Here is an 18,463-nt window from a genome sequence, read left to right as displayed (position 1 = left end):
GGCCGGTGCTCGGCGTAGCGAGCATGACTCCTCACGGCCTGCGCCACTCCAACAAGGTGTGGCTGGACGAGGACGGCCACCCGAGGGTGGCCGTCGAGGAGCGGATGGGGCGCGAGGCCCGAAGGGACGTACTCCCACTCGACGCTCGGCATGGAACTCAAGATCGCTGCGAGCCTGGAGCGCATGTGGTGGGAGCCTGTGAGACCTGTGATCGACTCCCGGAAGTTCGGGCCGATCCCTTCGGGAGAAGAAGTTGAAAACTTGATCTCCCGAAATTCTCCCAAACGGCGCCCCAGGCGGCACGCGAAGCGCTCGACAGCAGAGCCTCAGGGTTGAGCCACGCTCCCCTTAACCCCCAGCGGCCTGCTACTTCTCCGTGGTGATCAGCCCGCGGCTGATGACCAGGCGCTGGATCTGGTTGGTGCCCTCGAAGATCTGCATGATCTTGGCTTCGCGCATGTAGCGCTCCACCGGGAAGTCGCGGGTGTAGCCGTATCCGCCGAGGACCTGGACCGCGTCCGTGGTGACCTTCATCGCGGCGTCGGTGGCGATGAGCTTGGCCGCGCTGGCCTGGCGGCTGAAGGGGCGGCCGAGGTCGCGGCGGCGGGCGGCGTCGAGGTAGGTGGCGCGGGCCGCGTCGACGGCGGCGGCCATGTCGGCGAGGAGGAAGCCGAGGCCCTGGTGGTCGATGATCTTCCGGCCGAAGGTGGTGCGCTCGTTGGCGTAGGCGACGGCGGCGCTCAGCGCGGCCTGGGCGACGCCGGTGGCGCAGGCGGCGATGCCGAGCCGGCCGGAGTCGAGGGCACTGAAGGCGATCTGGAGGCCCTGGCCCTCGGAGCCGATGCGCCGGTCGGCGTCGACGAGGGCGCCGTCCCAGTAGGCGGAGGTGGTGGGCACGGCCTGGAGGCCCATCTTGCGCTCGGGCTTCCCGAAGCTCAGGCCCTCGGTGGCGCCGGGGGCGAGGAAGCAGGAGACGCCGCGGTTGCCGGCGCCGGTGCGGGCGAAGAGGGAGTAGAAGTCGGCCTTGCCGCCATGGGTGATCCAGGCCTTGGTGCCGGTGATCCGGTACGCGGTGCCGTCCGCGGTCGCCTCCGCCTTGCAGCTGAGCGAGGCGGCGTCGGAGCCGGCCTGCGGCTCGGAGAGGCTGTAGCCGCCGATCCGCCGGCCTTCGAGCATCCCGGGCAGCCAGCGCTCCTTCTGCTCCGCTGTGCCGAAGGCGTACAGCGGGTGGCAGGCGAGGGTGTGGACGCTGGTGGCGACGGCGACCGCGGCCCAGCGTGCCGCCAGCTCCTCCAGGACCTGGAGGTAGACCTCGTACGGCTGGCCACCGCCGCCGTGCTCCTCGGGGTACGCGAGGCCGAGCAGCCCGGCCCGGCCGAGGGTCGCGAAGAGGCCCTCGGGGTACGTCTCCGCGGCCTCGTGGGCGTCCACGCGCGGGGCCAGCTCCTTGTCGGCGATCTCCCGCGCGAGAGCGAGGAGGTCCGCCGCCTCGGGGGTGGGAAGCAGGCGGTCGACGTCCATGGCGACTCCATCACGGCGCAGAGGGTGAGCTACGAAACGGTACCGAGAGGGGTACGTCAGTACCGGTCAGCGTAGCGCAGAAGGATCTCCCCGTAACCCCCCGACCTGCGCGACCGGCATACTGGTCAGGTGATCGAGACCCCGGCCGCCGGCCCCCGCCACACGGGGCGCGGCGCCGCCCGCCGCACCGAGCTGTTCGAGGAGCTGGTGGCGCTACTGGTCGACGAGGGCTTCGCCCGGTTCACCCTGGACGACCTGGCCGCCCGGCTGCACTGCTCCAAGCGCACCCTCTACGGCCTCGCGGGCAGCAAGGAGCAGCTGGTCCGGGCCGCCGTGGTGCACTTCTTCCGGCGCGCCACCGGACGGGTCGAGGCGGCCGTCTCCGCCGAGTCCGACCCCGCCGGGCGGCTGGCCGCCTATCTGCGCGCGGTCTCCGCCGAACTCGCCCCGGTCTCCCCGCGGTTCTTCGACGACGTGGCCGCCTTCGAGCCGGCTGCCGAGGTCTACGAGCGCAACACCCGCGCCGCCGCCGGCCGGGTGCAGCAGCTCATCGAGGAGGGCGTGACGGCCGGGGTGTTCCGCGAGGTCCACGTGGCCTTCGCCGCCGACGTGATCGCCTCCGTCATGGTCCGCATCCAGCGGCGGCAGGTGGCCGCCGCCACCGGACTCGCCGACGCCGCCGCGTACGAGCAACTGTCCGAGCTCCTGCTCAACGCGCTGCGCAAGGCCTGATCAGCGGGCCGCCCGCCGACGCACGACAACCCCCTGCCGATTCTGGCCGGTTCACACCGCAACCCGGTCACCGTGAGCGTACGTTCGACTACCTTGTGCCGCGCACCCCGCCCCCGTCGCAAGGAGATCTCCGCGTGGAACGCACCCGTACGGCCGCCCGGATCCGTGCCGTCCTCGCCGGGCTCGGCGCCACCGCCGTCCTCGCCACCGCCGTCCCGGCGACGGCCGAGGCCAGCCCGGCGGACCCGCTGCCGTCACCCCGGCCCGACACCGCCGCACCCGCGCAGTGCACCGGCGAGTTCGAGAGCGACCAGCGGCTCGGCCCGCGGCACCTGCCCCGGAAGGCACGGGAGCAGGTGGGCCCGCTGCTGCGCGGCTACCACCGCACCGGCCGGCTGTCGTCCGCCGACTTCCTCAAGAAGTACTGGGAGGGCCCGGCCGACACCGGTGGCTGGAAGTACCCGCCGAACGACGGCTTCGCCGAGGTCAACGGCCAGGTCGACAAGGCCCCCGAGACGCTCGCCGAGGGCGAGCGGCTCGACCGCTTCGGCTCGGAATACGGCGGCTACCTCGCCCCGGCCGGCGACGCCTACGCGAAGCGGGCGCTGCCGCCGCAGAACCTCAACACCCGTGAGCCCGCCTACCCTTGCGACTATCGCGTGTACGAGGTGACCCGGAGCTTCGTCGTCTGGGAGGGCTCCATCGCGCCCTGGTTCGACCAGCCGGGCGGCGGCCGTCAGATCAAGCTCGACCCGGCCTTCCTGAACCCGGGCGAGGGGCAGCGGCTCAACGTCAAGTGGCTGCTGGACAACGGCTACTTGGCCCGCGTTCCGGCGTGAAGGACCGGCGCGGACTCGCGCGGGCGCTCCGGGACGCCGGGGTGCCCGACGGGCGGTACTGGATCGAGGACGTCCACGAACCGGCGCCCACACCACCGGACTTCGTCTACCTCCGCCGCGCGCCCGACGGCTCCGGCTGGGAGACCGGGGTGTACGAGCGCGGCGCGCACCACCCGGTCGGGCGCCACCCCACCGAATCGGCGGCCTGCGCTCACTTCCGCACGCTCGCGCTCTGACGCAGCGCCTCGATCGCCCAGGCGAGCACCGGGGCCAGCGGTTCGGGCGGCGGCCAGCCGTTGATCCGGGCGAGCAGTTCCTGGTGGCGGTCGCGGCGGGGGTCGTCCATGCCCTCCAGGCGGGCGAGCAGGGTGCCCGCCTCGCCGCACGCGAGCACGGCCGCGACCACCGGCGCGGCGCCGGAATCGCCGGGCGCGAGCCCGGCGGCGAGCGCCGGGGCCACCGCCGTACGGACCCGGGCCACCGGATCGGGGCGCGGCGGTCCGTCGGCGGCCCGCCCCGCCTCGTACTCCTCGGCCATCGTCCGCAGCAGCGCCCGGAACTCCGGGTCCCGCGCCAGCTCGGCCCACTCGATCCAGGCTTCGATCCGCTCCCGGTCGGCGTCGGCAGGGAGTTCGGGGGTGAGGCTGTGGACGACTCCCGCCGTCCAGGGCGCCCGAAGGCCGTTACCGAAGACCGCTTCGACGAAGTCCCTTACCAGGTGATCCTGTTCCTCGACGCTGAGCACGGCGAGCCGGTGCAGCAGGGCCAGTTCGGTGGCGTCGGACCCGCGCCGGGCGGCGATGGTCAGGACCGCCTGGCGCCGGCGCAGCGCCCGGATCTCCACTTCCAGGGCCTCGGCGTGGACCGCCGCGGCCTCGGCCGGGCTCGACTCCCGCGCCAGCACGGCCCGGATGGCTGCCCGGTCGAGGCCCAACTCACGCAGAGTGCCGATGAGTTCGAGGCGGGCGGCGGCCTCGGCGCCGTAGCGGCGGTATCCGGCCGGGGTGCGGGCGTCCGGGGGCACGAGACCGGCGTCGGACCAGGCACGGATCGTCTTGACCGACAGGCCGGTGCGCCGGGCCAGTTCGCCGATGGGGAGAAGGCTGTCCATGGCCCCACTGTGGCGTCTCCCCCGGCGGGAGACTCAAGCGGACGGATCCGAGGAGTTGGCGGCGGGCCCCGGGAGGGCCGGCGGGAGGTCGTGGTGGATCGGGGTGTCCGCGCCGGTGAGGGCGGCCCCGCTGCCGCCGCGCCGGGCGGCGACGATCTCGGCGGCGATGGACAGGGCCGTCTCCTCGGGCGTACGGGCCCCGAGGTCGAGCCCTATCGGCGAGCGCAGCCGGGCGAGTTCGGCCTCGGTGACCCCGGCCTCGCGCAGCTGCCGCTCCCGGTCCTCGTGGGTGCGCCGGGAGCCCATCGCGCCGATGTAGGCGACGGGGAGCCGGAACGCGGCCTGCAGTAGCGGCACGTCGAACTTGGCGTCGTGGGTGAGCACGCACAGCACGGTGCGCGCGTCGACCTCGGTCGACTCCAGGTAGCGGTGCGGCCAGTCGACGACGATCTCGTCCGCGTCCGGGAAGCGGGCCCGGGTCGCGAAGACGGGGCGGGCGTCACAGACGGTCACGTGGTAGCCGAGGAACACGCCGACCTTCACCAGCGCGGCCGCGAAGTCGACGGCCCCGAACACGATCATGCGCGGGGCGGGGACGGAGGACTCCACGAGGACGGTGACCGGCTCCCCGCAGCGGCTGCCGTCCGCGCCGATCTCCACGGTGCCCGTGCGGCCCGCGTCCAGCATCGCGCGCGCCTCGCCGGCGACGGTGCGGTCCAGGTCGGGGTGGCCGCCGAAGCCGCCCTCGACGCTGCCGTCGGGGCGTACCAGCATCGCCCGGCCCAGCATCTCCCGCGGCCCGGCGACGATCCGGGCAAGGGCCGCCGCCAGCCCCGCGGCGGCGGCTTCGAGCGCCTCGGCCAGGACCGGGCCGCGGAGCGGGGTGACGAGGATGTCGATGACGCCGCCGCAGGTCAGGCCGACGGCGAAGGCGTCCTCGTCGCTGTAGCCGAAGCGTTCGACGACGCTGCGGCCGTCCTCGATCGCCTGCCGGCACAGCTCGTAGACGGCGCCCTCCACGCACCCGCCGGACACCGACCCGATCGCCGTGCCGTCGCGGTCCACAGCGAGCGCGGCACCGGGCTGCCGGGGCGCGCTGCCGCCGACGGCCACGACGGTGGCGACGGCGGCGTCGCGTCCCCGCGCGATCCATCGGTGCAGCTCCTCGGCGATGTCCAGCATCTCGTCACTCCTCGGGTCCTCGGGATGGGGCGCCGGCGCGGGGACCCGTACGGCACCACGTAGGTCCACACGGGTTCATGCGGGTTCGCGCGGGTTCGCGCGGGTCCATACGGTCCATATGGTCCGTGCGGGTCCGGGTACGGCCGTCAGCCGACGCCCAGCCAGCTCTCGATCGGATGGATCGCGAAGTAGACCACGAACACGACGGTCAGCGCCCACATCAGGCCGCCGACCTCCCGGGCCCGGCCCTGCACGGTCCGGATGACGGTCGACGAGATGATGCCGGCCGCGACACCCGCGGTGATGGTGTACGTGAAGGGCATCAGGACCACGGTGAGGAAGACCGGGATCGCGACCGAACGGTCGTGCCAGTCCACGTGTTTGGCGTTCTGCATCATCATCGAGCCGATGACGACCAGGGCCGCGGCGGCGACCTCCTGCGGCACGATCGCCGTCAGGGGGGTGAAGAACAGGCACAGCGCGAACAGTCCGCCGGTGATCACGGCGGCGAGGCCGGTGCGGGCGCCCTCGCCGACGCCGGTGGCGGACTCCACGAACACGGTCTGGCCGGAGGCGCTGCCCACGCCGCCGATGACGCCGCCGGCGCCGTCGATGAACAGGGCCTTGGACAGACCGGGCATCCGGCCCTGCGCGTCGGCGAGTTCGGCCTCCGTACCGACGCCGAGGATGGTCGCCATGGCGTCGAAGAAGCCCGCCAGCACCAGAGTGAAGACGATCATCGTGATGGTGAGATAGCCGACGTCGCCCCAGCCCCGGAAGGTCACGTTGCCGAGGAGCGAGAAGTCCGGCATGGAGACGGCGCCGCCGTGCAGGACGGGCGGGCCGGCGAACCACTCCTTGTCGGGGATGTTCACGACGGCGTTGAGCAGGACGGCGAGTCCGGTGCCCACGATGATGCCGATGAGGATGGCGCCGGGGATCTCGCGGGCCTGCAGCGCGAAAATGAGCAGCAGGGTGATCGCGAAGATGAGGACGGGCCAGCCTTCGAGCTGCCCGTTCGGACCGAGGGTGACGGGGCCGCCGCCCGGGGCCGGGTTCTCGTGCACGAAGCCGGCCTTCACGAAGCCGATGATCGTGATGAACAGGCCGATGCCGATGGTGATGGCGTGTTTCAGGCCGAGCGGGATCGCGTTCATGATCATCTCGCGCAGGCCGGTGACGACCAGCAGGCAGATCACCGCGCCGTACGCCACCGCCATGCCCATGGCCTGCGGCCACGTCATGACGGGGACGACCTGCGAGGCCATCACACCGGAGACGCTGAGCCCGGCGGCGAGGGCCAGCGGGACCTTGCCCCACAGGCCCATCAGCAGGGTGGTGGCGGACGCGCACAGGGCCGTGGCGGTGATGAGCGCGGGCTGGCCGAGGACATGGCCGTCGATGTCCTTGCCGGACAGGATCAGGGGGTTGAGCAGGAGGATGTACGCCATCGCCATGAAGGTGGTGACGCCGCCGCGAAGCTCGGTCCCGACCGAGGAACCTCGCTCCGAGATGTGGAAGTAGCGGTCGAGCCAGGACTGGTCGGCGGGGTGGCGCGGGCCGCTGCCCGCGCCCTCCGCCGGGGTCCCCGGCTCCACTGACGGGTGGGTCATGGGCCTGTCTCCCAGGGTTCGGGGGCACCCGCAAGGATCTCCGAAATCGTCCGGGAAGTGCGGGAGGCGGGATGCCCGATGGGTCGCACGGCCCGGGGGACGGCCCGAGACGGACGGGATGACACGGTCGGGGCGCGGTCGGCGAGCGGTCGACGCGCGGTCAGGTCGGGCTCCGGGTACGGCCTCTGCGTGGCCTGGGCACGGCCTGAAAACGGTACGGACGGCGGTACGGGCCGCGGCGGCGCGACACGCCGGGAGCGGGGACCGGGGCGGGGCCGGGGGCGCGGCGGTACGGGCCGTGCGGCGTGTCACACCGCTGTCGTCCCGTACCGCCACCCGAGGGCCCCGCCCCCGTACGGCCTACGCCGTGCCGGTCAGGTGCTCCGGCCGGACCGGGGTCTTCGTCAGTTCCAGCCCGGTCGCCGCCCGGATCGCCGCGAGGACGGCCGGAGTCGACGACAGGGTCGGCGCCTCGCCGACGCCCCGCAGGCCGTACGGCGCGTGGGGATCGGCGAGTTCGAGCACGTCGACCGGGATGGTCGGCGTGTCGAGGATGGTGGGGATGAGGTAGTCGGTGAAGGACGGGTTGCGCACCTTCGCGGTCGCCGGGTCGATCACGATCTCCTCCATGACCGCCACGCCCAGGCCCTGGGTGGTGCCGCCCTGGATCTGGCCGACGACGGACAGCGGGTTGACCGCCTTGCCGACGTCCTGCGCGCAGGCCAGTTCGACGACCTTGACCAGGCCCAGCTCGGTGTCGACCTCGACGACCGCGCGGTGCGCGGCGAAGGAGTACTGGAGGTGGCCGTCGCCCTGCCCCGTACGCCGGTCGAGTGGTTCGGTCGGCCGGTGCCGGTGGACCAGTTCCAGGTCGATCGCCTCGTCGCCGAGGACGTCGGCGAGCGGGGCCAGGACCTCGCCGCCGTCGGTGACGACCTTGCCGCCCTCCAGTCGCAGTTCCGCGGTCGCCCACGCCGGGTGGTACGCGCCGAAGCGGCGCCGGCCGAGGGCGAAGACCCGCTCCCGGACTGCCTCGCAGGTGTTCTTGACCGCGCCGCCGGTCACGTACGTCTGCCGGGAGGCGGACGTCGAACCGGCGGACCCGACCCGGGTGTCGGCCGGATGGAGGGTGACCTGGGTGACGCCGAGCTCGGTACGGGCGATCTGGGCCTGGATGGTGACGCCGCCCTGCCCGACCTCGGCCATGGCCGTGTGGACGACGGCGACGGCCTCGCCGCCGACCACCTCCAGGCGGACCCGGGCGGTGGAGTAGTCGTCGAAGCCCTCGGAGAAGCCGACGTTCTTGATGCCGACGGCATAGCCGACGCCTCGCACCACGCCCTCGCCGTGGGTGGTGTTGGACAAGCCGCCGGGCAGCTGGCGGACGTCGGCGCCCTCGGTGGTCTCCCACTGGCGCTCGGGCGGCAGCGGCCGGGCCTTGACCCGGCGCAGCAGCTCGGCGACCGGTGCCGGGGAGTCGACGCGCTGGCCGGTGGGCATGAGCGAACCCTGCTCCATGGCGTTGATCTGCCGGAACTCCACCGGGTCCATGCCGAGCCGGGCCGCGAGCTTGTCCATCTGCGCCTCGTACGCGAAGCACGCCTGCACCGCGCCGAAGCCGCGCATGGCGCCGCAGGGCGGGTTGTTGGTGTAGAGGGCGAGGGCCTCGATGTCGACGGCGTCGACGACGTACGGTCCGGCGCCCAGCGAGGCGGCGTTGCCGACGACCGCCGTGGAGGACGACGCGTACGCGCCGCCGTCGAGCACGATCCGGCACGTCAGGTGGGTGAGCTTGCCGTCCCGGGTGGCGCCGTGCTCGTAGCGCAGCTTCGCGGGGTGGCGGTGGACGTGGCCGAAGAAGGACTCGAAGCGGTCGTAGACCATCTTGACGGGCTTGCCCGTGCGCAGCGCGAGCAGGCAGGCGTGGATCTGCATGGAGATGTCCTCGCGGCCGCCGAAGGCGCCGCCGACCCCGGCGAGCGTCATCCGCACCTTGTCCTCGGGCAGGCCGAGGACGGGGGCCATCTGGGCGAGGTCGGCGTGCAGCCACTGGGTGGCGACGTAGAGGTCGACGCCGCCGTCCTCGGCGGGCACCGCCAGGCCGGACTCGGGGCCGAGGAAGGCCTGGTCCTGCATGCCGAAGGTGTACTCGCCCTCGACGATCACGTCGGCCCGTGCGCGCGCCGCCGCCACGTCGCCGCGCACGATGGGCTGGCGGTGCAGGATGTTGGGGTGCGGGACGTACGCGGCGTAGTGGTCGGTGCGGTGCTCGTGGATCAGCGGGGCTCCGGGGGCGGTGGCGGAGGCCTCGTCCGTGACCAGCGGCAGTTCGCGGTACTCGACCCGGATGCGGGCGGCGGCCCGGCGCGCGGTCTCGGGGTGGTCGGCGGCGACCAGGGCGACCGGTTCGCCGTGGTGGCGCACCTTGCCGTGGGCGAGGACCGGGGTGTCGCGGATCTCCAGGCCGTAGTGCTTCACGTCGGCCGGCAGGTCGTCGTAGGTGAGAACGGCGTACACGCCGGGGGTGGCGACGGCCTCGGTGATGTCGAGCGACACGATCTCGGCGTGCGCGACGGTGGACCGCAGGGTGTGGCCCCACACCATGTCCTCGTGCCACATGTCGGAGGAGTACGCGAACTCGCCGGTGACCTTCAGGGTGCCGTCCGGGCGCAGGGTGGACTCGCCGACGCCGCCGCGGTGGTGGCTCTGGGTGAGGCCGGTGGGAGTGCCCGCGGGCGCGGTGAGTGTGGGCCGGGTCATCGCGGTCCCTCCTCGGTACGTGAGCCTGCGGCGCCCCCGCTACCGTCCCTACCGTCCCGGCCGTTGCCCTGGTCGCTCTCCTGGCGGGCGGCGGCGAGGCGGACGGCGTCGAGGATCTTCTCGTACCCGGTACAGCGGCAGAGGTTGCCGGAGAGCGCCTCGCGGATGTCCTCGTCGGTCGGCGAGGGGTGGTGTTCCAGCAGGTCGTCGGCGGCGACGAGGAGCCCGGGGGTGCAGAAGCCGCACTGGACGGCGCCGGCGTCGAGGAACGCCTGCTGGACGGGGGACAGCGCGGCGCCGGAGCGGCCGGCGGGCGCTTCCTCCTCGGGCCGGGCCTGCCAGCGGCGTGCCTCGTCGAGCGAGGTGCCGTCCGGCCTCCTCGCCTCGGTCCCCGGCTCCGTACCCCCGCGATCCCCTCCGTGCTCACGCTCACGCTCGCGCTGCTCGGCGTACCGGGCGAGCCCCTCGACGGTGTCGACCGTACGACCCTCCACCTGCCCGGCGGCGACCAGGCAGGCGCACACCGGCACCCCGTCGAGCCGGACCGTGCAGGATCCGCATTCGCCCTGCTCACAGGCGTTCTTGGAGCCGGGGAGCCCCAGCCGCTCGCGCAGCACGTACAGCAGGGACTCGCCCTCCCAGACGTCGTCGGCCGTCTGCGCGCGGCCGTTGACGGTGAAGTGGACTCGCATGGTCATGCAGCTCCTTCGAGGGTGCGCCCGTCGCCGGTGCGGTACTGCTCCCAGGCCCAGCCGAGGGTGCGCCGGGCCATGACGCCCACGGCGTGCCGGCGGTACGCGGCGGTGCCCCGTACGTCGTCGATCGGGGAGCAGGCGCCGGACGCCAGCTCGGCGAACCGGCGGGCGATCGAGGGGGTGACGGTCTTCCCGTTGTCCCAGAAGCCGCCCTCGTCGAGCGCCGCCGTCAGGAACTCCTCGGCGACGCGCGCGCGTACGGGGGTCGGCGCGGCGGAGCCGATGCCGGTGCGCACGGTCCGGGTCTCGGGGTGCAGCGCGAGACCGAAGGCGCAGACGGCGATCACCATCGCGTTGCGGGTGCCGACCTTGGAGAACTGCTGCGGGCCGTCGGCCTTCGCGATGTGGATGGCCTTGATGAGTTCGTCGGGTTCCAGCGCGTTGCGCTTCACGCCTGTGTAGAAGGCATCGATGGGGATGCGGCGGCTGCCGCGCACCGACGCGACCTCGACCTCGGCGCCGGCCGCGAGCAGCGCGGGATGGGCGTCGCCGGCCGGGGAGGCGGTGCCCAGGTTGCCGCCGACGCCGCCGCGGTTGCGGATCTGCGGGGAGGCGACGGTGTGCGCGGCGAGCGCCAGGCCGGGCAGTTCGCGGCGCAGGTTCTCCATGATCCGGGTGTACGGGACGGACGCGCCGAGCCGCACCTCGCGCTCGCCGACCTCCCAGGTGTTCAGCTCGTCGATCCGGGTCAGGTCGAGGAGGTACGGGGGGCGCCGGTGGTCGAAGTTGATCTCGACCATGACGTCCGTACCGCCCGCGAGGGGCACGGCCGCGGGGTGCTCCGCCTTGAGGGCGAGCGCCTCCTCCCAGCCGGCGGGGCGAAGGAAGTCCATGCTGGCTCTCTTCTGCTGCGTGACGCGTGATTCGGTTCGGGACGTCGTACGGACGTCGTACGGGGCGCGAAGCCCCAGGTGCGAAGCTCAGGGCGCGAAGCCTGCGGCGCGAGGCTCGGGGCACCGCGCCGGGAAAGCCGTCGAACGGGCCGAAGGGACGGGGCATCCGGCCCTGGCCATGTGCGTGCCCCACACAACCCCACACCCTGTGTGTGATCCAGTACACAAGCCCGGGTGTCCGGGGTGCAGTGACAGAAACCATGAAGCGGTTGGCTGGCTGCGGCGGTCGTCTTGTAGATTCGAACGAACGACGGGGAGCGGTCTGCTCTCCGATCCCCCGAACACGGCACCTCCGGGTCGCCGTCGTTCGCACCACTCCCACGACGGACCACGGACGAGAAGGAACGGCGGCGACATCATGCGGCTGCGCGCACTGCTGGAGAACGACGCGCTGGGGCTGCGGCTGCTCTACGGCGAGAACGAGCTCGACCGGACCGTCCGCGGCGTGATGACCACGGACCTCAAGGACCCGAGCCGCTACCTGTCCGGCGGCGAGCTGGTCCTCACGGGCCTCGCCGGGCTGCGCGAGCCGGCCGACGCGGAGGTCTTCGTGCGGGCCGTGACCGCGGCCGGGGTGGCCGCGGTCGCCGCCGGCGAGCTGGATCTGGCGGACCTCCCGGAGGACCTCGTCCAGGTGTGCGCGCGGCACGACCTCCCGCTGTTCGCGGTGAGCCAGTCCGTCGCGTTCGCGACGATCACCGAGCACGTCGTACGCCAGGTGTCCGGCGAGCGGGCGGGCGACCTGGCCGCCGTCGTGGACCGGCACCGGCGGCTGATGACCTCCGGTCCGGCGGGCGGCGGCCCCGACGCCGTCCTCGACCTGCTGGGCTCCGACCTCGACCTGCGGGCCTGGGTACTCTCCCCCACCGGCCGGCGGATCGCGAGTGCCGGCGACCCGCTCGACAGCGAGCGGGCCGCCACTCTGGCGGGCGAACACCTGGCCGCCACCCGTGCCGGGCGGCGTGCCCCGCACCGGGTCGCCGCGGGCGGCACGACGTACTCCCTCTTCCCGATCCGCAACAGCGGCCGCGCCGCCGCGCCGGGCCCGCGCGACGTGCGCGAGACGGTGCTGTCCGACTGGCTGCTCGCCGTCGAGGCCGACGCCGGCGAGTGGCCTGCCGCCCGGCTCGACCTGCTCCAGGGCGTCACCCAGCTGATCTCCGTGGAGCGCGACCGGCGCGACGCGGCCCGTACGGTACGGCGCCGGCTCGCCCAGGAGATCCTGGAGCTGGTGCAGGCGGGCGCGGCGCCCGCCGAGATCGCCGCCCGGCTGCGGGTGGCCGCGCCGGTGCTGCTGCCGGGCTTCGGCAACGCACCGCACTGGCAGGTCGTCGTGGCCCGCGTCGAGTGGACGCAGGAGCCGGGGCAGACCCCGGTCGACAGCGGGCCGGTCGCCCAGGCCCTGCTTGAGGAGATCCTGGTCGACCCGGCCGCCACGGGCGCCGACTCCGCCGACCGGATCGCGGTCGCGCACGGCGGCGACGAGGCCATCGCGCTCGTCCCGCTGGCCGCCGCGCCGCTGCCGGAGTCCGAGGACGGCCTGTCGTCCGCGGCCCTCGGCCTGCACGCCGACTCGCTGCTCCAGGCCATCCGCGGGCCGCTGTCCGCCGGGCTCGCCGAGGACGGGCGGCTCACCCTGGGCGTCAGCGCCTCGGTGCACTCCGCCGAGGGGCTGCGCGGCGCCCTGGAGGAGGCCCGGCACGCCCGCCGGGTCGCCGCCGCCCGCCCGGGCCGGGTGTGCGCGGCCGGCCACCACGAGCTGGCCTCGCACGTGCTGCTGCTGCCGTTCGTCCCGGACGACGTCCGGCGCGCCTTCACCGCCCGGCTCCTCGACCCGCTGCGCGACTACGACCGCCGGCACCGGGCCGAGCTGATCCCGACCCTGGAGGCGTTCCTCGACAGCGACGGCTCCTGGACCCGCTGCGCGACCCGCCTCCATCTGCACGTGAACACGCTGCGCTACCGGGTCGGGCGGATCGAACAGCTCACGGGCCGCGATCTGTCCCGGCTGGAGGACAAGCTGGACTTCTTCCTCGCGCTGCGGATGAGCTGACCGGATGAGTGGAACCGGTGAGCCGACCGGATGAACTGAACGGGTGAGCTGAACGGGTGAACGCCGAGGTCACCCGCCCCTGTTCATCTCATCGGGTGATCATCCGCGTCCGGCCGGGTGAGGGTGGCGACCCCCTTTATCCGGTCCGGACGGCGTTCCGCCACCCTTTCCCTTTGTGAAAAGTTTCACCCGACCCCTTGGCCCGTCCCCGAGATTCGTGCTGAGATGCCGTCCTACTCAACAGCTCGATGGCGCGCTCGGGGAGGGCAATGTGGCGTACGGCCGGGGAACCCCACTGGAATCCGCGGTCTGGAGGCTTCGCTCACGCGGCTGTTGGACGGACGCGGCGGAACTGCTCACGTCCCGCGCGGCCGACCCGGCCGCGGCCCTGGAGCGGGCGGCCCTGCTGATCGAGCGCTGTCTGTACACCGAGCAGGGCTGGCCCGAGGCCGAGGACGCGCTGCGCGGGGCGGAGGCGGTGGCCCGGACGGACGAGGAACGCGGCGCCGCGGCCTGCGAACGGGGCTATCTGGCCTACGCCTCCACCCTGTTGGGGGTACGGGACCGGGCCGACGAGGCCCGCTCCGCCCTCGGCCGCGCGGCGGCCCTCATCCACCCGGAGGCCCCGCGACGGGCCCTGCTCGACTTCCGGCGCGGCCTCGTCGCCCAGAACCTCGGGGACTCCCCGCAGGCCGCCCGCGCGGCCTACCGCCGCGCCCACGAGGCCGCGACGGCCCACGGGGACTCCTTACTCCTCTCCTTCACCTGGCGCCACCTCGCCGGACTCGCCCTGCGCGAGGGCGAGTTGAAGGAGGCCCGGCACGGCTTCTCCGAATCCCTCAGGATCCGCGAGGAGTTGGGCTACCTCGTGGGTACGGCCCCGGCCCTCGCCTCTCTCGCGGCCGCCGAGTCCGAACCCGAGGCGGGCCGCCTCCGCGCGGAAGCCGCCCGCCTGTTCCGCCTCCTGGGCGGCGTCCCCACCTGGCTGGCCGCCCAGTTGACTCCGCGCCCGGCCATCTGACCGCGCTCACACCCCATTCGCCGCGCGCACAGGGCCGCGTCCACCACGTCGCCCATGCGCTCCTTGGCCGTCGCGTCCGGCTGCGTGGTCACCGCGACACCGACCGCGCGGCCGTTCCCGGCGACGGTGGTCCGTATCTGGTCGAGCTGGGCCTTCGGCAGGAGCCGGCCGGACAGCAACACGCTGTAGAACCGGTTGAGATCAACTTCCCCGCGTCACCACCCACACATCTCAGCGCACCGCCCCCGGACCCGCGCCCCCCTACCTCAACGCCACGCACACCAGCGCCTCGTCCATCCCCACCACCAGTCCCCCGTCCGGCGTCACCGCCACCGCCCGCACGCCCGGCCCCGGCCGGAACCCCACTCGGTCCCGCCGCTCCAGCCGGTGCAGCTCCACGGTCCCGTCGCCCCACGCCGCCGCTATGACCGGCCCGTGCGGCGTCTCCGCGGCGGACAGGGCGACGACGGGCGAGGGGCGCCGGCGCAGCGCGTCGGGTTCGGGGTCACGGCCGGGTGTCCACAGGCGGACCGCGCCGTCGCTGCCGCCGCTGCACACGAACGGCGTCTCGGATTCGACGGCGGCGACGGCCGTGACGCGTCCGCTGTGCAGGGCGGCCTGGTGCAGTCCGGTGAGTCCGAAGGCGTGGACGGAGCCGAGCCGGTCGCCGACGACGACCGAGCCGGCGATCGCGGCGAGCGCCGTCCCGGGGTGCCGGGTGAGGGTCGCGGTGACTGCTTCGGTGAGCCGCCGCAGGTACGGGGCCCGGGGTTCCCGTCCCGGTACGGTGTGCAGCCGGCCGCGCTCGTCGAGGAGCAGGACCGTTCCGTCGGGTGCGGGCGCGAGGGCGGTGACGCGGCCGCCGACGGGGTGGTCGAGCCGTCCGAGCGGCCGGGCGTCGGCCGCGGCGAGGAGCCGTACGGTGCCGCCGAGGTCGGCGACGAGCAGCATGCCGTCGGGGGCGGCGAGCGCGGCGACGGGCCCGGGCCAGGGCGGGGCGACGTCGCCGGTGACGCGGCTCCACCGCGTCGTCCAGGACGAGTCAACGGCGAGTTCGGTGAGGGCGGGCCGGAGCCGGGGGTCGGCGCCGTCGCCGAGCAGGGCGAGCAGTCCGAGGGCCCGGTCAGCGGGGCGGGGCGCGGCGCAGAGCGCCTGTCCGGCGCGCATCCAGGCGGCGCGCAGCCCGCCGTGGTCGTCCCACGGGTCGCGTACGTATCCGGTGGTGACGGTGACGGGGTCGGCGGCGCAGACGGCGGCGGGGTCCGAGAGATCGACGGGGCACACCGGACCCGCCACCCCGCCAGCGCCGCCACCACCCGCGTCGACCGTGCCCTCGACTCCGCCCTCGTCGCCGCCCTCGTCGCCGTCCGCGTCGCCGTCCGCGTCGACCACCGTCACCCGCCCCCGCGCCAGCACCTCGTACTCGGGTGTGCCGGGCCGTGCCTCGACGACCAGCCGGACCCGCCCGAGCCGGGCGAGTTCGGCGAGCAGGGTGGCGACGGCCACGGGTTCGGCGGCGTCGTGGAGGGCGGGAAGGAGCAGGACGGTGCGGGCGGCGCGCCCGTTCTCGCTGGTGGCGAGGGCGCGGACGACGTCGGCGGGGGACGGGGCGACGATGCCCAGGTGGTCGGCGACGGCCCACGCGGTGCCGAGGGCGCTGCGGCCGGCGAGCGGGACGAGCGCGCGGACGGTGCGCCGGCGGCCGGCGTCGCGTGGTCCGTACCGGGCGAGCCAGTCGAGCAGCCCGGTGCCGCCGGTGACGAGGCAGAGCCGCGGGGCGTCGGGGTCGGTGAGCCAGCCGAGCAGGGCGGCGGCCCCGGGTCGTTCCGCGCGGACGGACGGCATGGCCACCTCCGGGAACCTCGGCATATGCGCTTGGCCTGTTGCTGTCGACCTTAGCCGTCAGTCCCGCCATCCGGGGTAGTGCTGCCGCATGAGGGCCGTCACGGTTTCGGTGTCCTCGGCGATCAGTGCGTCGAGGAGGGCGGAGTGCTCGGCGGCGTCGGCGACGAGTTCGGCCCGGCGGGTGGTACCGGCGGCGGCGACCAGGGGCCACTGGGCGCGCCGGTGAAGGTCCTCGGCGACGGCGAGGAGCTGGTCGTTGCCGGCGAGGGCGAGGACCGCGCGGTGGAAGGCGCGGTCGGCGTCGGCGTAGTGGGCGCGGTCGCCGCGGCCGGCGGCGCGGGAAGCGGCGTCGGCGAGCGGGCGGAGCGCGGCCCACCGGTCGGCGGGGACGGTGCGGGCGAGCCGGAGGACGACGGGGACCTCGACGAGGGCGCGGACCTCGGCGAGCTCGGCGAGTTCGCGCGGGGTGCGTTCGGTGACGCGGAAGCCGCGGTTGAGGACGACCTCGACGGCGCCCTCGGTGGCGAGCTGCTGCATGGCCTCGCGGACGGGGGTGGCGGAGACGCCGTAGCGTTCGGCGAGGGCGGGCGCGGAGTATACCTCGCCGGGGACGAGTTCGCCGGCGACGAGGGCGTCGCGCAGGGCCTGGAGGATCTGGCCGCGGACGGAGTGACGGCGTACGGGCCGGGGGACGGGCGCGGCCGCGGGTCCGGCCGGTTCGTCGTGGACGTGCTCGCCCCGGGCGGCCGGGACGGCGGGGGCGGCGGGGGCGGTGCCCCGGTCGACGCCGGCCTGCTGCGGCACCCGGAGCCCGTCGCCGTACCCGGCACCGCCGAGACGGCCGAGCCCACCGAGCCCGCTCAGCCCGCCCAACCCGCCGAGGGCACCCAGTCCGGCTCCCCCGAGGCCGACCCCGCCCGAACCGGGCGCACCCGCGCTCCGGGCGTCCCCGTACCCCGTACCCCTGTACTCCGCGCCACCGTCCTCGGGGGCCGCGGCGTGTTCGCCCGCCCGCGTCCCCGTCCGGCCGCGCGTGCCGCCCTGCTCCACCCCGGTCCTCCTGCGCCTTCGTCTCGGGCCCGGCTCGCGATGCCGGGGTCCCCCGTGCACGATAGGCGGACGGCGTCGCAGTTCAAACACCGTACGTGTCGGGTAAGGTAAGGCTAACCTGCCCACGAGCGCGATTCGGTGGCCCCGTATGACCGTCCCCACTCTGCGAACTCCGCTGTCTCCCCCGGCCGGTTCGCCTGTCGCGGCGGCCTACGCGCGGCTCGCCGGGGTCTTTCCGGCGCTGGGCGTCGAGGAGTGGGCGGACGGCGCCGGAGCACGCGGCCCGGGCTGGGTCGGCGCGGCCGAGCTGGGGGCCGGGGGCGCGGCCCTGGACGCCTTTCTGTCCTGGGACGAGGAGCAGGTACGGCGGGATTACGGGCGGACGGCGCGGCCGGACGTGGTGGCGGGCTTCGGGCTGCACCGGTACGCCTGGCCGGCCTGTCTGCTCGTCACGCTCCCCTGGTTCCTGGACCGCCGGGTGCCGCGGATCCCGGCCCGGAACGTGTCCTTCCAGCGCGCGCTCGGACGGCTCGCGGTGCGGGTGGAGGAGTTCGCCTGCCTGCCGGACGATCCGGCGGCGGCGCTGCCGGGCGCGCGGGTGGTGGCGGACGAGGAGGCGCTGCGGGCGGAGGCGCGGACGGCGCTGGCCGAGCACTTCGAGGCGGTGCTCGGCGGCTTCGGGCCCCGGATGCGGCGGGGCAGGCGGGCATTGTGGGGGATGGTGACGGACGAGATCGTCGAGGGCCTCTGGTACGTGGCCGCGCTGCTCGGCGAGGAGGACCGGGCGCTCGGCGAGCTGGAGCGGCTGATGCCGGGGGCGGTCCGCCCGTACGCGCCGTACGCGGGGGCGGCGAACTTCCGGGAGCTGCCGGGCTCGGCGGAGGCGTGTGGCGGGGTGCGGGCCACCCGGGACCGGGTGACCTGCTGCCTCTTCTACACGCTGCGCCCGGAGGACACCTGCCTGACGTGCCCGCGCACAGCGGACCCGGAGCGGGTGCGCCGCCTGGCGGCGACGTCCTGACGACCTGACGACCTCACGCCCGGACGACCCGACAGCTCGGCGGGCGCACAGGGGGCGCACTCCGGCC

At 74.4% G+C, this 18,463-nt stretch carries 15 protein-coding genes and 1 pseudogene; 7 read left to right on the top strand and 9 right to left on the bottom strand.

The window, feature by feature from the left end:
• Positions 1 to 366: 366 nt before the first annotated feature.
• A complete protein-coding gene (locus tag ABZ693_RS28160; RefSeq protein ID WP_359882795.1) occupies positions 367 to 1,521 on the bottom strand; it encodes an acyl-CoA dehydrogenase family protein in 1,155 nt (384 codons plus the stop codon).
• 129 nt (positions 1,522 to 1,650) lie between these two features.
• Here ABZ693_RS28160 and ABZ693_RS28155 point away from each other — a divergent pair, with 129 nt between their 5' ends.
• The 3 genes from ABZ693_RS28155 (at position 1,651) to ABZ693_RS28145 (ending at position 3,328) form a co-directional block, all read left to right on the top strand.
• Positions 1,651 to 2,253, top strand: coding sequence for a TetR/AcrR family transcriptional regulator (locus ABZ693_RS28155; RefSeq protein WP_359882793.1), 603 nt, complete (start codon positions 1,651 to 1,653; stop codon positions 2,251 to 2,253).
• 134 nt (positions 2,254 to 2,387) lie between these two features.
• Positions 2,388 to 3,092: a TNT domain-containing protein gene (locus ABZ693_RS28150; RefSeq protein WP_359882791.1), complete on the top strand. Its 705-nt coding sequence runs from the start codon at positions 2,388 to 2,390 to the stop codon at positions 3,090 to 3,092.
• Positions 3,089 to 3,328, top strand: coding sequence for a hypothetical protein (locus ABZ693_RS28145; protein ID WP_359882789.1), 240 nt, complete (start codon positions 3,089 to 3,091; stop codon positions 3,326 to 3,328). The genes ABZ693_RS28150 and ABZ693_RS28145 overlap by 4 nt, the downstream gene beginning before the upstream one ends.
• Here the strand turns inward: ABZ693_RS28145 and ABZ693_RS28140 are convergent.
• The 6 genes and pseudogenes from ABZ693_RS28140 to ABZ693_RS28115 form a co-directional block, all read right to left on the bottom strand.
• The gene (locus tag ABZ693_RS28140; protein WP_359882786.1) at positions 3,304 to 4,203 is read right to left on the bottom strand and encodes a helix-turn-helix domain-containing protein; all 900 of its coding nucleotides are present in this window, start codon (positions 4,201 to 4,203) and stop codon (positions 3,304 to 3,306) included. The two genes, ABZ693_RS28145 and ABZ693_RS28140, sit on opposite strands and share 25 nt — an antisense overlap.
• Before the next feature lie 33 nt (positions 4,204 to 4,236).
• The gene (locus ABZ693_RS28135) at positions 4,237 to 5,385 is read right to left on the bottom strand and encodes an XdhC family protein (protein ID WP_359882783.1); all 1,149 of its coding nucleotides are present in this window, start codon (positions 5,383 to 5,385) and stop codon (positions 4,237 to 4,239) included.
• 146 nt (positions 5,386 to 5,531) lie between these two features.
• The gene (locus tag ABZ693_RS28130) at positions 5,532 to 6,998 is read right to left on the bottom strand and encodes an NCS2 family permease (protein WP_359882781.1); all 1,467 of its coding nucleotides are present in this window, start codon (positions 6,996 to 6,998) and stop codon (positions 5,532 to 5,534) included.
• A gap of 360 nt (positions 6,999 to 7,358) precedes the next feature.
• Positions 7,359 to 9,758, bottom strand: coding sequence for a xanthine dehydrogenase family protein molybdopterin-binding subunit (locus tag ABZ693_RS28125; RefSeq protein WP_359882778.1), 2,400 nt, complete (start codon positions 9,756 to 9,758; stop codon positions 7,359 to 7,361).
• 77 nt (positions 9,759 to 9,835) lie between these two features.
• Positions 9,836 to 10,450: pseudogene (locus tag ABZ693_RS28120) on the bottom strand ((2Fe-2S)-binding protein); the annotation flags it as partial.
• A 2-nt stretch (positions 10,451 to 10,452) separates the two neighbouring features.
• Positions 10,453 to 11,346, bottom strand: coding sequence for an FAD binding domain-containing protein (locus ABZ693_RS28115; protein WP_359882776.1), 894 nt, complete (start codon positions 11,344 to 11,346; stop codon positions 10,453 to 10,455).
• Positions 11,347 to 11,764: 418 nt separating this feature from the next.
• Between ABZ693_RS28115 and ABZ693_RS28110 the strand changes: the two genes are divergently transcribed.
• The 3 genes from ABZ693_RS28110 to ABZ693_RS28100 all read left to right on the top strand — a co-directional run bounded on the left by ABZ693_RS28110 (position 11,765) and on the right by ABZ693_RS28100 (position 14,669).
• A complete protein-coding gene (locus ABZ693_RS28110; protein WP_359882773.1) occupies positions 11,765 to 13,459 on the top strand; it encodes a PucR family transcriptional regulator ligand-binding domain-containing protein in 1,695 nt (564 codons plus the stop codon).
• 271 nt (positions 13,460 to 13,730) lie between these two features.
• Positions 13,731 to 14,480 (top strand): hypothetical protein, encoded by a 750-nt coding sequence (locus ABZ693_RS28105; protein ID WP_359882771.1) that lies wholly within the window; start codon positions 13,731 to 13,733, stop codon positions 14,478 to 14,480.
• Between the two features lie 54 nt (positions 14,481 to 14,534).
• Positions 14,535 to 14,669: a hypothetical protein gene (locus ABZ693_RS28100; RefSeq protein WP_359882768.1), complete on the top strand. Its 135-nt coding sequence runs from the start codon at positions 14,535 to 14,537 to the stop codon at positions 14,667 to 14,669.
• Positions 14,670 to 14,741: 72 nt separating this feature from the next.
• Here ABZ693_RS28100 and ABZ693_RS28095 read toward each other — a convergent pair whose 3' ends face one another.
• On the bottom strand, positions 14,742 to 16,325 hold the full coding sequence (locus ABZ693_RS28095; protein ID WP_359882765.1) for a WD40 repeat domain-containing protein: 1,584 nt from the start codon (positions 16,323 to 16,325) through the stop codon (positions 14,742 to 14,744).
• A gap of 57 nt (positions 16,326 to 16,382) precedes the next feature.
• The gene (locus tag ABZ693_RS28090) at positions 16,383 to 17,189 is read right to left on the bottom strand and encodes a GntR family transcriptional regulator (RefSeq protein WP_435842568.1); all 807 of its coding nucleotides are present in this window, start codon (positions 17,187 to 17,189) and stop codon (positions 16,383 to 16,385) included.
• Between the two features lie 334 nt (positions 17,190 to 17,523).
• Here ABZ693_RS28090 and ABZ693_RS28085 point away from each other — a divergent pair, with 334 nt between their 5' ends.
• A complete protein-coding gene (locus ABZ693_RS28085; protein WP_359882762.1) occupies positions 17,524 to 18,396 on the top strand; it encodes a (2Fe-2S)-binding protein in 873 nt (290 codons plus the stop codon).
• Positions 18,397 to 18,463: the final 67 nt, after the last annotated feature.

Origin of the sequence: Streptomyces laurentii, from assembly GCF_040635425.1 — a bacterium.
GTDB lineage: Bacteria > Actinomycetota > Actinomycetes > Streptomycetales > Streptomycetaceae > Streptomyces > Streptomyces laurentii.
This window is presented reverse-complemented; position numbering and strand designations above follow the sequence as displayed.

What these genes read in the sequence shown, in the direction of transcription:
- ABZ693_RS28125 (WP_359882778.1), bottom strand. Translation starts at nt 9,758, where the DNA reads ATGACCCGGCCCACACTCACCGCGCCCGCGGGCACTCCCACCGGCCTC.
- ABZ693_RS28095 (WP_359882765.1), bottom strand. Translation starts at nt 16,325, where the DNA reads ATGCCGTCCGTCCGCGCGGAACGACCCGGGGCCGCCGCCCTGCTCGGC.
- ABZ693_RS28130 (WP_359882781.1), bottom strand. Translation starts at nt 6,998, where the DNA reads ATGACCCACCCGTCAGTGGAGCCGGGGACCCCGGCGGAGGGCGCGGGC.
- ABZ693_RS28110 (WP_359882773.1), top strand. Translation starts at nt 11,765, where the DNA reads ATGCGGCTGCGCGCACTGCTGGAGAACGACGCGCTGGGGCTGCGGCTG.
- ABZ693_RS28085 (WP_359882762.1), top strand. Translation starts at nt 17,524, where the DNA reads ATGACCGTCCCCACTCTGCGAACTCCGCTGTCTCCCCCGGCCGGTTCG.
- ABZ693_RS28160 (WP_359882795.1), bottom strand. Translation starts at nt 1,521, where the DNA reads ATGGACGTCGACCGCCTGCTTCCCACCCCCGAGGCGGCGGACCTCCTC.
- ABZ693_RS28135 (WP_359882783.1), bottom strand. Translation starts at nt 5,385, where the DNA reads ATGCTGGACATCGCCGAGGAGCTGCACCGATGGATCGCGCGGGGACGC.
- ABZ693_RS28100 (WP_359882768.1), top strand. Translation starts at nt 14,535, where the DNA reads ATGCGCTCCTTGGCCGTCGCGTCCGGCTGCGTGGTCACCGCGACACCG.
- ABZ693_RS28115 (WP_359882776.1), bottom strand. Translation starts at nt 11,346, where the DNA reads ATGGACTTCCTTCGCCCCGCCGGCTGGGAGGAGGCGCTCGCCCTCAAG.
- ABZ693_RS28140 (WP_359882786.1), bottom strand. Translation starts at nt 4,203, where the DNA reads ATGGACAGCCTTCTCCCCATCGGCGAACTGGCCCGGCGCACCGGCCTG.